Below are 12,363 nucleotides of genomic sequence, written 5' to 3'. Positions count from 1 at the left end.
AAAGCCTCCGGAATTTTTCCGGAGGCTTTTCTCATTATTTGGCAAAGACATGCTTGCCGATTTTCTTGATGGTCGAACGGGTGAAGATCCACTGGTCAGTTGCCGTGACCGGATTGTAATAGTATGTCGCGCCGGAAGATGGATCCCATCCTCTTGCCGCTTCCCGTACAGCACGGTAAGCCGAAGCGTTCGGCGTCAGCCAATATTGCCCATCATTCACTGCCGTAAAAGCGTTGCGCTGGAAAATGACGCCATATGTACTGCTCGGGAAAGCGCGGGATTGTACGCGGTTCATGATGACCGCCGCGACCGCGACTTTTCCTTCGAATAGCTCGCCACGGGCTTCACCGTGTACGGTACGGGCCATCATATCGACTTGCTTCATCTTTTCGCGCGTCAATGGCCCTGTAAAACCGGTCGCTTTGACGCCAAAATCGCGTTGGAATTGGACGACCGCGTCTTTCGTGATCGAGCCGTAATAACCGGTCGGGGCTACGTGGAAATAGCCAAGTTTTTGAAGTTTGGTTTGAAGTTCTGTCACTTCGCTGCCGGAAACGCCTTCGTGCAGATCAGGCGCATGAGCGGAAACCGCTGAATGTGAAAATGTTAGAAAGAAAATCGTTGCTAAACTGAATAAGAGCACTTTAATTGTTTTCATGCTTCCTCTCCTTTTCCTATTTGACAAGAATCGACAATTGATTCCTTTTTAAAGTATATCTTTGGTAAATACTAAAAACAACATGACGGAGTTACTTTGTTTTCTAATTTTTCTATCAACTCCCTAGGCCTTTCTATTGCTTCTGTATTCTTTAGGCCTATAAATCCCGGTCCGATTGCCGCGGAACTCAAAAAAAGGCGAGCCTATAGCCCGCCTTTCCGTAGATCCACCCGGAGTCAATTTCGTTGTCTCACATAATGCACTTGCGCGATTTGGCCATCCTGCCCAACGCTTTCCAATGTGAAGTCTAGACGGCGCTGCGCTTTCTGGAAAAGCGGGATGCCATCCCCAAGCGTTACTGGAGCGATCGAGATGATGAATTCATCGATCAGATCTTCCTGCAGGAGACTTTCCAGCAGCAAGCTTCCGCCCACCGGCCAGATGGTTCCGCCGGGTTGCTGCTTCAGTTTTTTCACGACACTCGCCGGATCTTCCGAAGTGAATGCAATCTGGCCTTCATCTTCTTTCGGGCGGCTGGTGAATACATAGGAGCGCTGGTCGGCATAAGGGAACTTCCCGCCTTCATGGGCGATCACCCATTCATAGGTGCGCCTGCCGAGCAGGACCGTATCGACCGTGTCGATGAATTCCCCATATCCGGCATCTCCCTCCATTTCCACGTCCAATAGCCAATCCAAAGTCTCCTCTTTATCGGCAATATACCCGTCCAAACTTTGCGCAATATAACAAACAACTTTCCGTTCACCCATCGAAAACTGCCTCCTTCAGCCGCTCATTGCTGCTGCTCGCTGAACTGTTCCTCTTAGGATTCCAGCTCTTCCAATTGCTTTTTCGTTTGCGGAAACGCATTTGCCTGCCATTCAGCACGATAGGCAGAATCCAATTGGGTCAAGCCTTCCTCTGCATGGTCGTAAGGGGCATTGACGCTTTCCTCATGGTCGATCTCGTAGCTATTGCGCATATCGCTGTCTTCATATATCCAAACCTTGCGCTTCTTATCATTATAAGCCTTCAATAAAATCAATCCTGCGCCAAGTGCTGCGCCTGATGCAACGAACTTTTTCATATCGATGCCCATACTGATCCCTCCATTTTGTTCTTTGTACTTGTCTTCCCCTTTTTCACCGGCCTTAACCTTTGCATATTTAGACGTCTGGACCAGAGTTTGGTAAAGTGGAACTAAACGATCCTGGAGGCGATTTGATGAAAAAAATAGTCATCGTATCTGACACGCATATCCCGAACCGGGCGAAAAAACTCCCTCAGCCACTGGTCGAGGCTTGTGATGGAGCCGATTTCATCATCCACGCCGGCGATTGGCAGATACTCGATGTCTACCATGAATTGTCGGCTTACGCTGAAACGGACGGCGTGGCAGGCAATGTCGATCCTTGGGACATCGTCGATCGTTTCGGACGGAAGAAAATTTTCACATTCGGCGATTTGAAAATCGGCGTCGTCCATGGAGACGGCATACGAAAAACGACCGAACAGCGCGCGCTCGAAAGTTTTTCAGGGGAAGATGTCGATATCATCGTTTTCGGCCATTCCCATCAGCCTCTCATGCGTGAAACGGATGGGCTGACATTGTTCAATCCCGGTTCGCCTACCGATAAACGCCGCGAACCGCAATATTCATTCGGGCTGCTTGAAATTGACGATACTTGGCAACTCAAGCATGTCTTTTTCGATAAGGAAGATTAACAGAAGGGCCATTTCCTGACGCAAAGGAAATGGCCCTTTTCGATAAGCGGCCAATGGAAGGGCATTGGACCACCGGCTTGCTTCAATGTTTTTGGAAGCTGAAACCGAGCCGCTTGAGCGCTGTCTCGAGATTCGCTTCAATCATCGTCCCTTTCAAGGCTTCTGCAAAATGGGGGACTTTCAGCGCCATATAAGGCTGGATGCCCGTCACGACCGGCTGTACGCCGATCACCCCCAAGACCTTCACAAGCTTCAATAAATACTCGCCCACCTCCGAGTTGATCTGCGAGACGCCCGAGACATCGATCACCAGCACCTCGATGCCTTTTTCCGCACAGTCATGCATCACATGATCGATGATCGCTCTGGCCCTTTCAGCCCTCACTTCGCCGATGATCGGCAAAATCGCCACTTTCCCGACAATCGGAACCATCGGCGCTGCCAGCGATTCAATTTCCCCGTATGCCCGTTCCAGCTCCAGGACATAGGTCAATAAAGTCGCGAGCGTTTCAAAGATGAATGGCAAATCCGCCGGCAGCTCGCACGGGCCATCGTCAAGCCCGCAGACAGTGCCATAGGGTGTGCCGTCTTCATAAAAAATCGGAACGCCGATAAAACACCCTGCTTCGAACCCATCCGTCATCCCTAAAGAACGAGTCAATTCGTGTTCCCCGATCCGTTCGATGATCAAGGTCTCCGCCCCATGCTCGACGCTCAACGCCGACAGTGTACACGGCAAGGGCGGTGCCTCGCCCTCTTCGATCAGATGCTGTTTCGTGTTATGTACCTTGATGATTTTCTGGACGCCGCCCTCTTGCTTGGAAATATAAAAGCTGTTCATCCCTGCTTGCTTGCTGAGAATTTGGAGAATATACGAAGCCGCTTCATCGAAATCATTGAAATCCCTTATCTTTTCCAGATTCCTCCTCACCATCCACCCATCTCCCCTTCCCAACATATTTTCATCCGGAAATTCCGCCAGTTCTTTTATCTATCTACATTATAACGCTCTTTATTATCTGAAATGTTTAAATTGTGTAACAAAATAAGTTTTTTTAATATGTTCATTCTTTCCAAATATCGGGTATACCTTATCACAAGTGAAAGGAGGCTCATCAATGGGCAAGGAATGGGACATCGAATTACTGGAACAGACCGATCGCATGATTTATTTCACGTGGACCCCGACAGATGAAATTTCCCAAATAAAAAAAGACGGAGTCATCGTCTATACAGGAACGCAGGCATCTTTCCGGGACGAAGGCCTGAGCCCCGGCGAATTGTTTTGTTACACCATTGAACGCCAATCGGAACAAGGCAATTGGATGCCGGCCGTGAAGTTGTTGACCGGCACTGAAAAACGCGACCCCGATTGCATCAACCAACTCGAACAGATCGTCCTATCGACTATCGTCTCTCACAAGCGGGTCTCACTCGCTTGGGGAGCGCTCGATGGCATCGGTGAATATGACATCTACCGCGACGGAAAGCAAGTCGCAACCACCCGCAAGACCCAATTCACCGACCGGGAGGTGCCGCAAGACCGCGAAGTAACTTATTGGATACGCGCGAGACGCCCCGTCGAACGGACCGAAAGCCCATTGCGCAAAATCAAATCACTCGCAGCCAATATATTCGGGGCCTTGAATGTGGCTTCATCACCGGAACAGGCGGCGGTGGAGAAGTTCTGGCTGTCGAAAAAGATCGCGCCGCTCAATCAATTGCTGGGGGAGAAGCAGGGCAAGGCGCCTGAACTGAAATGGCATCTGCGCTACCTGACCTTTTTGCCGGACGATGTGTTAAAAAACCCTAACCTGGCCTCCCCGAACCCCTATTTTCAAGGGGACGACCGGACATTCGACCCGGAATCCAAACATTACCGCTCCCTCACCAATTGCATCATCGACCTAAGCAAACAGCAGGGCACATTCGACTTCGATAAAGACATCGGCACCAGTATCGCCTATAATTGGCGGCGGAAATTCCGCAAGGCGGATGTCGCCTCGAGCGAAGGCGTCGACGCAAGGATATCGGAAGAAACACCCCAAAAAACCGAGATCCTGCTCACCCACAGCGTCGGGAATCCGCTGACGACATCACCGAACATCGACTATGAAGTATCCGCGACATTTTACCGGAACGGCGTGTATGATTTCATCGGCGTCCATGATCAATCGCCGAATCATGAAATTTACCTGAAGCTCGGGGATCACGGGAGCTGGCAACCGCTTCACCAGACCGAAAGCGAAGGGCTGGCCTGGATGGCCGATCCGATCGCTGCCCATTATTGGCGCTTTTCCAATTTCCTTTAATGGCTCATCAAACGATATTTCCATACGAAAGGGCAGTTCCAGGTTTTCTGGAACTGCCCTTTTCAGCTTGTTGAAGAACTCTGATAGACAGATATTAAATTGAAAGCTGACGATCTTTTCGACATTCAAAAATTAATGACTTATTCAAGTATTTGGAGAAGCGTTTGCTCGACTCCTATGGGACTAGCGGGTTTGAGAGACCCCGCAGACCGCGATAGCGGGTGAGGAGGCTCGATTCCCGCCCCATGGAAAGCGAGCGATAAGCTTCGGAAAATACGACTTTTTAACTTTCTCGACAGTCTGGAAAAGGGCAGTTCCAGGTTTTCTGGAACTGCCCTTTTCCGTCCTTAATACTGGTCCAAAAATCGCTTGCGGATATGCGGAGGCGGCAGCATGCAGCTGTCGAGCTTGCCGAATACTTTATAGCGGTTTTTTGCGATGAGGTCATATGCCCCGTCACGTAAGGCGCGCGGGAATGGCTGGAGATGATACGCCAGTTTCCATAGGCCAGTCAAATGATGTGAAATCTTGAGTGCGCCTTCCGATTTCACGTACGCTTCGCCATCTTCAATCAATACCAGGCTGTCGACGTCATCCGGGACATTGTGCTTTTTCGAAAGTTCCTGCCCGATCTCGCTTTGCAGGGACGCGAATTGGAAATAACCGGCCGGGTCATGATTGATGATGAATTGCACACTGGAATCGCAAAAGTTGCAATCTCCGTCAAATAAAACAATCGCATGCTCCATAAATGATCCTCCTTTAAACTAATGCCTGCCTTTCATTTTCCCTATTCCCATTTCTTGAAACCATCTGTCTTCGTCCCCTGATGAAAGAATAATTTCCAGCCGTCGCTGCGCTTTTTCCATACCGAACTGCGATGGCTCCATGCCCCTGTTGTCCGGTTCTCCAATGTGTACATCGTCAGCACCGCTTCAGGGCCGAGCTCTTTTGCTTCAAAGCGGGAAATACGGAAGTCGTCTTCCTGCAAGGCATAGCCTGAATCGAAATCGGAACGCCGGCAAATCCCGCCGGAACTTCCGAACTCCCAAAACTCATCATCTAGTATTTCCGCCATCCGAAAGTTCGACTCTCTGGCAGCCGGTGCCAAATGGCTGTTCTCCAATGCCAGAAACTGTTCATGTAAGCTCTCCATTCACATTCCCCCCCTGTCGTTTTGTCGAAGAAAAAAAGCCCCGACAATTGCCGGGACCGGATCATTTAAATTGCTCGTCTTCTTCTGCTTCATCGTCTTTGTAGAAATCTTCCTGGTCTTCACCGGGTTGGTCTTGAGGGCCATCCGATGACCCGAAATTCTCGACATCCTCGAAGCTGTTCCCGTAATCGCGGATTCTGCCGTCTTCCGTTCTCGCCGGGCGGTCCGTCGATGAGCCGATGACATCTTCTTCCGAAGGCCGGCTTTCCATGTCCAGGCTATGGTCGGCATGGTCGATGCACGTCAACGCAGTCGGTATCGCTTCCAGCCGCTCATAGGGAATGTCTTTTCCGCATACTGCGCATGTCCCATAAGTTCCATCTTCAATGGCTTTTAGCGCCGCGAGCACATCTTCATGCTCTTCTTCCTTAAATTGCTCGAGCGCCATGCCCCGTTCCTGGTCGTATAGGTCAGTCGCGTTATCGCCTGGGTGATTATCATAATTGGATAGTTCGCTTGTTTCGAACTCCTCTGTATGCTCCATTCGTTCCTCGAGCGACTTCAATTGCGCTTCGAGTTCCTGCTTCAAGTTTTTCAGCTGTTCGTCCGTCATGTTGACTCCTCCTCCAAATACTCGCTTGTGCTATATATATTGCCTTTATCGGAGAAATCAAACCTCAGGCTGCAGCTCAGAAATCATCGAAGCGGTCCATCAAGCTCATCAAATACTCATCCAAGCGGTAACGGACCAATTCATCGGACAGCCCGGACAAACCGAACGCCTTCCATCCCGGGTAAACGGCTGGGCTTCCGTCCAATATATCGATCAACGACAACAGGTCCCAATACGGGTCATAGGTGAATGACTCGCCGGCACAGCGTTCATAAGCCGCCAAAAATTCGTTGGCCACCCGTGTGCCGTAAAGCTGGGCCAGATTGACACGGCAATGCCCGACATCGACACCCGCAGGCCCGCGGCACGCATTGACCCAATCGACAACCCCGCTCACCTGCCCGGATTCCCAGAGAATATTTCCCGGGTGATAATCGCGGTGGATCAAACTGTATTCGACGGGCGGCCCTCCAGCGGCTACGATGTAGAACGCGCGCATCCAGTCGCCTTCCACGCGTGACCACTTCGGACGCTCGAGGCGCCGTGCATCGTTATAGGCAAAATATTCGTAAGGAAACCCTTCCGCTTTGTGGCGGTGGATCTCCACTAAGGTTTGCGCCAGCCCATCAAGCCACCCCGCATCGTAGGCAGGCGGGAAAATGACCGCCCCAGGAACTTTCGTCATCAATACGGCGGGCATACCGCACGCCTCGCCATTTTCATCAAACGCCAGAACGCGCGGTGCGGAAATGCCCGCTTTTCCGGCAAGCTCCAGGCTCATCGCTTCATGCCTCGCCAAATCCGGTTCCTGGTCGAGCCACTCCCCTTTATGGTGAAGCCGCAGCACCACGCTCTGTTGCTCTCCGTCCTTGTTCGCCCGAATTTCATAAAGCAGTGAAGAAGTCCCACCTTCCAAGGGGACAGCTTCTACCAATGCAGCTCCTTGCCATTTCGCCTCGACCCAGTCGAGTGCCTGGCGGGATAAGCCGCCGAATCCATTAGTCATTCTTGCCGCTCCTTTCAGCCTATCTTTTGCTTTTAGTGTACCATGAAAAAACGCCTACTCCAGCTTTTTGCTATGCGCCCACCCGAAATTCGGGAAGCGTTTATCGCGGCGCCAGAAGGGTATGGTTTTCCTACAATGACTTTTCAACTTAAACAGGCGAATCGCCTGCATTGACCATACTGAAGGAGCTGACGTTACATGAAAGTGAAGCACCCGATCCCGAAAGCAAAAGAATTGGACAATACCCTATCCCTTCTCGGGGAAGGGTTTGATTTCCTGCCTGGCCGCCGCAAAGAGCTGGGTTCGGATATTTTCGAGACCCGCCTGCTCGGAAAAAAGGTTATCTGCATGGCCGGCGAAGAAGCAGCTGAACTGTTCTATAATAACGAGTACTTCAAACGCAGCGGCGCAGCGCCGCTTCCGCTTGAACAGACGCTTTTCGGGCGCGGTGCGGTCCATGGCCGCGACGGCGAAGACCATCACCAGCAAAAGCGCATGTTCCTGTCGATGATGACACCCGAACGTTTGGAAGATGCCAAACGCATGGCCATTCAGGAACTCGACGCCAAAGCGGAACAATGGCAACACATGGATGAAGTCGTCCTCTTGGATGAAATCGAGGAAATCTTCACACGCTCCATGATCCATTGGGCAGGGCTTCCGATGAAAGAAAGCGAAGTCAAGCAGCGCACATGGGAGCTCGTGACGATGGTCGATTCGTTCGGACTCACCGAAGGGCGCTACCGTGAAGGCATGAAAGCGCGCAATGCGCACGAAGACTGGCTGAAAAAAATCATCAAGCAAATCCGTAAAGGCGAATACAATCCGCCAGCCTATACAGCTGCGTACATCGTCGCCCATCACCGGACACCGAACGGCAAGCTGCTCGACCTCGAGACGGCAGCTGTCGACTTGAATAACGCCTACCGCCCGATGATCGCAACCGCGTACTTTATCGTCTTCGGCGTCATGGCGATGCACGAAAACCCGGTCACGCTCGGCAAACTCCAGGCAGACAAAAACAACTACAGCCATAATTTCGCCCAGGAAGTTCGCCGTTATTATCCATTCGCGCCAGTCATGGCAGCGATCGCCAAGAAGGATTTCAACTGGAATGGCGTGCACTTCAAAAAAGACATGCGCGTCATCCTGGATCTGTATGGCACGAACCACCACCCCGATTCCTGGGACAATCCCGAGGAATTCATCCCGGAACGTTTCAGTACATGGAACGGCAGCCCCTTCAATTTCGTGCCACAAGGCGGCGGCGACCATCACACCGGACACCGCTGCGCCGGCGAGTGGATGACGGTCATGGTCATGCAATCATTCTTCAAGTATTTCGCAGAGAACCTGAAATACAGCGTGCCTGAACAGGACTTGTCCTACGATATGTCACGCATGCCCACCATGCCAAAAAGCCGCTTGATCTTAAAAGACGTCCAAAAACTGAAAAACCGGCCAGACAATGTGTTCTATCACGAACAGAAGAACACGACTGTGCAATCAGGTTGTCCGTTCCATTGATAAAAAAGCTTTCTAATAATAAAAGGCTGGCGAAAGGTGTGTTTTCGTCAGCCTTTTTCTTATGCTTCAGTTTCATTGCAGACATCTCTTTCATCCATTAGCTTATGTATGTTCTTAATTGTTTCAAAACGAATGTTTCCCGTTTCAACCAGCTGTTCCGTTCAACCTGTTGAATTAAACGCTCATTTTGCAAAATTGCTTCTTCTAACGCCACCCACTCTGGAGTAAAATCAAGGACACTTTCGTAATCATCCAATTGCAACGGAAGCTTTTCTTCATTTTTCAATTCTGCTATATAATAATGCGAAGTCATTTCAAATACGACATCCATCTCATATTCATCAGATCGACGTTCAATCACTGTGCCGACCCATTCTTTGACTTCACAATTGATATAGCCAGTTTCTTCCCTAATTTCACGGACGAGTCCTTCTGTATCACTTTCATTTTCTTCTACACCACCACCTGGGAATTTGTAATCTCCCCTGTTTGATTGGACCAGAAGAATGTTATGCCCGGACATAATAACCGCCCTAACTGCCTTTCTTTCAAATATCTTATTAATCTTCTTAAGCCCTTTTTCTTCCAGTATTTTATGAAACTCCATCTTTCCACCACTTTTCTGTTTGAATTCAGCTATAAAGTTGTAAATAGTATACCTTAAAATTCCATTTTCTATTTGTAATAGTTAAAGTGAAACTAGTTTCATCGCGGCATAGGACTGAAGGTAGCGAGGGCCTGCTTCCCCATTGTTCCGTAATTCTATGGGTGCTTCATCTTACCATTCACCGCCCAGATGACTTGAGCTACAAAGTAAGATGCTTTTCTCCTTTCAATATTTAATGGATTGAAGAAATTATCTACCACTTTAAAACCAGAGACGGAGTGGAAGGGGGGCTGACTCCTGAGGGACCGCGCGAGCTGGCGAGACAAATGTACGGCGCTCTTTGCCGTACATTGGCTCAACACCCGCCCCTCGGAAAGCAGCCCCCCTGAAACGCAGTCGAAAAGCGGAAGCTTTTCTACTCACTCTGTAGCTAAATGTATGACCCGCAACTCAAAGACTCAAAGCCCTAACAAACCAACAATTGACAGAACCGCCCTCATCTTATACGATAAGGCAGGAAATTAAATAACCCGGCAACGGGAGAGGTTCATAGCATTCCACCCTCTATAAAAAACTATGGATTTTGAAATCAAGCCGAATCCACATGCGATTCGGCTTTTCGTTTGTCCGATTTTTTTATAGCTCTCCCCCGCCGGCCCAATATAAGGAGGCCACACACATGGCAGGAAGAAACGAAGAAACACTCGAGCATTTGTCCTTGCTCGGCAACCAGAACACACGCTACAAATTTGAATACGACCCCGGCATTCTAGAAGCGATCGACAATCTCCACACGCGCGATTACTTCGTCAAATTCAATTGCCCTGAATTCACTTCGCTATGCCCGCAAACCGGCCAGCCGGATTTCGCGACGATCTATTTGAGCTTCATCCCAGACAAGAAGCTCGTCGAAAGCAAAGCCTTGAAGCTCTATTTGTTCAGCTTCCGCAACCACGGCGATTTCCATGAAGATGTCGTCAACATCATCATGAACGACTTGATCGAGCTGCTCGACCCGCGCTATATCGAAGTATGGGGCAAGTTCACCCCGCGCGGCGGCTTGTCGATCGACCCGTATACGAATTACGGCAAGCCTGGCACGAAATACGAAGAAATGGCGACGTACCGGATGATGAACCACGACATGAATCCGGAAACGATCACCAACCGATAAGGAGCATCGTCCATGTTACTTTATTTGAATGGCGCTTTTGTCGGCCTGCTCATCTTATCCAATATCCTGGCAGTGAAACTGTTCTCCATCAGCGAATGGGCGGTGCTGCCGGCTGCAGTCATCGTCTATGTCTTTACGTTCCCGATCACCGACACGATCGCGGAAGTATACGGCAAAGAAGCGGCTCGCCAAACGGTCATGGCCGGATTCATCACGCAGCTCGCGGCGCTGGCGTTCATCTTTGCGGCCATCCATTTGCCGTCTGCGCCGTTTTTTGCAGACCAGGCAGCGTTCGAGTCGATTTTCTCGGCCGGCTTCCGGGTGACGCTCGCAAGTTTGGTATCGTATTTCATCAGCCAAAACCTGGACGTCACGATTTTCCATAAATTAAAAGCACGCAATGGTGAATCGAAATTGTGGCTGCGCAACAATGCCTCGACGATGGTCAGCCAATTGGCCGATACGACGATTTTCATCACCATCGCTTTTTACGGGACGATGCCGCTATCGGCGTTGGGCGCCATGATCTTGACGCAGTATGCGTTCAAATGGGTCGTCGCAGCAGCGGACACGCCGCTTGTCTACCTGCTCGTCAAACTCGCTCGCCGCTCCAAGACAGCCGCTCAAAAGAGTTTCGCTTAATCGAATCATAAAAAAGCCGCCGGCACGTGTTGAGTGCCGGCGGCTTTTGCTGTTTATTTTTTTCAGGATGGCTGGGCTGCAGGGACGATGATAGCAGCCGAGTCACTATGCTGTGTCCAGACGAGCTCTGCGGTAATCGGCAAATGGTCAGAGGCAGCCGTTTCGATTCTTTCTGCATCCCGCACGTCAAAGCCGCGGTCGGCGAAAATATAATCGATGCGTGTCATCGGCTTGAACGATTCACCGGTTTCGTGATTTTCATAAGGGGACGGATACGTATAGGCGTCGCCGCGTTTGGCTTTCAGGAAAACATCCGTCATCGTACAGTGGAGATGGGCTAAGTGGCGATGTGTTGGCGGTGCATTGAAATCGCCCGCGATGATTTTCGGGAAATGGGTTTTGCCCGCGATTTCCATTATTTCCGCGACACTCAATTCCAACTCCTCATCCTTCAATGCCAAATGCGCATTCAAGACCTTAAGATACGTACCGCCGACTTCAATGACGGTCTCGAGGACACCCCGCTGTTCGTTATTGTAGATGTCGGTGACGACTTGCGTCAAAAAATGGTTTTCTGCATATTTGATTGGATAAAGGCTTAATGTGGCATTTCCGTACTGGCGGTTCGGGCGTTCCGGGTCATCGGGCGCTTGATTCAAATTAGCGCCAAATGCCGCATACATCCCGAGCCGCTCGGCCAGCCATTCGACTTGGTCCATATAAGAACTGCGGTTGGAAAAATGGCGGTCGACTTCCTGGAGCGCCACGATGGTGGCTCCCGACGCTTCGATTACCTGTGCGGTTCTCTCTAAATCCACTTCGCCATCCATTCCCATTCCATGGGCAATATTGAACGACATCACTTTCACTGTTGGGGTCCTGCTGGCATCGCCGTGCATGAGACCATCTCCTTTTCTGGTTGAAACGAATCAGTGGCAGCTGC

General features: G+C 50.4%; 15 protein-coding genes and 1 riboswitch. Of the genes, 5 read left to right on the top strand and 10 right to left on the bottom strand.

Annotation, left to right across the window (positions count from 1 at the left end):
* Window positions 1-34 precede the first annotated feature (34 nt).
* From BBI15_RS01530 to BBI15_RS01520, 3 genes are all read right to left on the bottom strand, one after another.
* The gene (locus BBI15_RS01530) at window positions 35-658 is read right to left on the bottom strand and encodes a cell wall hydrolase (RefSeq protein ID WP_068871611.1); all 624 of its coding nucleotides are present in this window, start codon (window positions 656-658) and stop codon (window positions 35-37) included.
* 236 nt (window positions 659-894) lie between these two features.
* Window positions 895-1,428 (bottom strand): dihydrofolate reductase family protein, encoded by a 534-nt coding sequence (locus BBI15_RS01525; protein WP_068871609.1) that lies wholly within the window; start codon window positions 1,426-1,428, stop codon window positions 895-897.
* Window positions 1,429-1,481: 53 nt separating this feature from the next.
* A complete protein-coding gene (locus tag BBI15_RS01520; RefSeq protein ID WP_237150897.1) occupies window positions 1,482-1,757 on the bottom strand; it encodes a hypothetical protein in 276 nt (91 codons plus the stop codon).
* A gap of 125 nt (window positions 1,758-1,882) precedes the next feature.
* On the opposite strand from BBI15_RS01520, the gene BBI15_RS01515 reads away from it, so the two are divergent.
* Entirely contained in the window at window positions 1,883-2,383 is a 501-nt protein-coding gene (locus BBI15_RS01515) for a metallophosphoesterase family protein (protein ID WP_068871607.1), read from the top strand.
* 82 nt (window positions 2,384-2,465) lie between these two features.
* Here BBI15_RS01515 and BBI15_RS01510 read toward each other — a convergent pair whose 3' ends face one another.
* Complete coding sequence (locus BBI15_RS01510; RefSeq protein ID WP_068871605.1) at window positions 2,466-3,317, bottom strand: STAS domain-containing protein; 852 nt, start codon at window positions 3,315-3,317, stop codon at window positions 2,466-2,468.
* Window positions 3,318-3,501: 184 nt separating this feature from the next.
* On the opposite strand from BBI15_RS01510, the gene BBI15_RS01505 reads away from it, so the two are divergent.
* On the top strand, window positions 3,502-4,695 hold the full coding sequence (locus BBI15_RS01505) for a hypothetical protein (protein ID WP_068871603.1): 1,194 nt from the start codon (window positions 3,502-3,504) through the stop codon (window positions 4,693-4,695).
* 347 nt (window positions 4,696-5,042) lie between these two features.
* On the opposite strand, the gene BBI15_RS01500 is transcribed toward BBI15_RS01505, so the two are convergent.
* From BBI15_RS01500 to BBI15_RS01485, 4 genes are all read right to left on the bottom strand, one after another.
* Complete coding sequence (locus BBI15_RS01500; protein WP_068871601.1) at window positions 5,043-5,444, bottom strand: thiol-disulfide oxidoreductase DCC family protein; 402 nt, start codon at window positions 5,442-5,444, stop codon at window positions 5,043-5,045.
* Between the two features lie 41 nt (window positions 5,445-5,485).
* Complete coding sequence (locus BBI15_RS01495) at window positions 5,486-5,851, bottom strand: nuclear transport factor 2 family protein (RefSeq protein WP_068871599.1); 366 nt, start codon at window positions 5,849-5,851, stop codon at window positions 5,486-5,488.
* Between the two features lie 61 nt (window positions 5,852-5,912).
* Window positions 5,913-6,464, bottom strand: coding sequence for a TraR/DksA C4-type zinc finger protein (locus BBI15_RS01490; protein ID WP_068871597.1), 552 nt, complete (start codon window positions 6,462-6,464; stop codon window positions 5,913-5,915).
* 76 nt (window positions 6,465-6,540) lie between these two features.
* Window positions 6,541-7,470, bottom strand: a complete 930-nt coding sequence (locus tag BBI15_RS01485) for a phosphotransferase family protein (protein WP_068871595.1) — start codon at window positions 7,468-7,470, stop codon at window positions 6,541-6,543.
* Between the two features lie 198 nt (window positions 7,471-7,668).
* On the opposite strand from BBI15_RS01485, the gene BBI15_RS01480 reads away from it, so the two are divergent.
* Complete coding sequence (locus BBI15_RS01480; protein ID WP_068871593.1) at window positions 7,669-8,997, top strand: cytochrome P450; 1,329 nt, start codon at window positions 7,669-7,671, stop codon at window positions 8,995-8,997.
* Window positions 8,998-9,094: 97 nt separating this feature from the next.
* Here BBI15_RS01480 and BBI15_RS01475 read toward each other — a convergent pair whose 3' ends face one another.
* Window positions 9,095-9,604, bottom strand: a complete 510-nt coding sequence (locus BBI15_RS01475; protein ID WP_068871592.1) for an NUDIX domain-containing protein — start codon at window positions 9,602-9,604, stop codon at window positions 9,095-9,097.
* 536 nt (window positions 9,605-10,140) lie between these two features.
* Window positions 10,141-10,188, top strand: a riboswitch (PreQ1 riboswitch).
* 95 nt (window positions 10,189-10,283) lie between these two features.
* Between BBI15_RS01475 and queF the strand changes: the two genes are divergently transcribed.
* Entirely contained in the window at window positions 10,284-10,778 is a 495-nt protein-coding gene (queF, locus tag BBI15_RS01470) for a preQ(1) synthase (protein WP_058382035.1), read from the top strand.
* 12 nt (window positions 10,779-10,790) lie between these two features.
* Window positions 10,791-11,420 (top strand): queuosine precursor transporter, encoded by a 630-nt coding sequence (locus BBI15_RS01465; protein ID WP_068871590.1) that lies wholly within the window; start codon window positions 10,791-10,793, stop codon window positions 11,418-11,420.
* Between the two features lie 62 nt (window positions 11,421-11,482).
* On the opposite strand, the gene BBI15_RS01460 is transcribed toward BBI15_RS01465, so the two are convergent.
* On the bottom strand, window positions 11,483-12,319 hold the full coding sequence (locus BBI15_RS01460; protein ID WP_068871588.1) for an endonuclease/exonuclease/phosphatase family protein: 837 nt from the start codon (window positions 12,317-12,319) through the stop codon (window positions 11,483-11,485).
* Window positions 12,320-12,363 lie beyond the last annotated feature (44 nt).

This window comes from Planococcus plakortidis (genome assembly GCF_001687605.2).
In the GTDB taxonomy this organism is placed as follows: Bacteria; Bacillota; Bacilli; order Bacillales_A; family Planococcaceae; genus Planococcus; species Planococcus plakortidis.
The sequence above is the reverse complement of the archived record's forward strand: the minus strand, read 5'-3'. Positions and strand labels throughout refer to the sequence as shown.

Bases quoted from the DNA above. Each gene is read 5' to 3' on its own strand.
- BBI15_RS01505 (WP_068871603.1), top strand. From the start codon at position 3,502: ATGGGCAAGGAATGGGACATCGAATTACTGGAACAGACCGATCGCATG.
- BBI15_RS01500 (WP_068871601.1), bottom strand. From the start codon at position 5,444: ATGGAGCATGCGATTGTTTTATTTGACGGAGATTGCAACTTTTGCGAT.
- BBI15_RS01530 (WP_068871611.1), bottom strand. From the start codon at position 658: ATGAAAACAATTAAAGTGCTCTTATTCAGTTTAGCAACGATTTTCTTT.
- BBI15_RS01460 (WP_068871588.1), bottom strand. From the start codon at position 12,319: ATGCACGGCGATGCCAGCAGGACCCCAACAGTGAAAGTGATGTCGTTC.
- BBI15_RS01490 (WP_068871597.1), bottom strand. From the start codon at position 6,464: ATGACGGACGAACAGCTGAAAAACTTGAAGCAGGAACTCGAAGCGCAA.
- BBI15_RS01475 (WP_068871592.1), bottom strand. From the start codon at position 9,604: ATGGAGTTTCATAAAATACTGGAAGAAAAAGGGCTTAAGAAGATTAAT.
- BBI15_RS01510 (WP_068871605.1), bottom strand. From the start codon at position 3,317: ATGGTGAGGAGGAATCTGGAAAAGATAAGGGATTTCAATGATTTCGAT.
- queF (WP_058382035.1), top strand. From the start codon at position 10,284: ATGGCAGGAAGAAACGAAGAAACACTCGAGCATTTGTCCTTGCTCGGC.
- BBI15_RS01485 (WP_068871595.1), bottom strand. From the start codon at position 7,470: ATGACTAATGGATTCGGCGGCTTATCCCGCCAGGCACTCGACTGGGTC.
- BBI15_RS01515 (WP_068871607.1), top strand. From the start codon at position 1,883: ATGAAAAAAATAGTCATCGTATCTGACACGCATATCCCGAACCGGGCG.
- BBI15_RS01525 (WP_068871609.1), bottom strand. From the start codon at position 1,428: ATGGGTGAACGGAAAGTTGTTTGTTATATTGCGCAAAGTTTGGACGGG.
- BBI15_RS01495 (WP_068871599.1), bottom strand. From the start codon at position 5,851: ATGGAGAGCTTACATGAACAGTTTCTGGCATTGGAGAACAGCCATTTG.
- BBI15_RS01520 (WP_237150897.1), bottom strand. From the start codon at position 1,757: ATGGGCATCGATATGAAAAAGTTCGTTGCATCAGGCGCAGCACTTGGC.
- BBI15_RS01465 (WP_068871590.1), top strand. From the start codon at position 10,791: ATGTTACTTTATTTGAATGGCGCTTTTGTCGGCCTGCTCATCTTATCC.
- BBI15_RS01480 (WP_068871593.1), top strand. From the start codon at position 7,669: ATGAAAGTGAAGCACCCGATCCCGAAAGCAAAAGAATTGGACAATACC.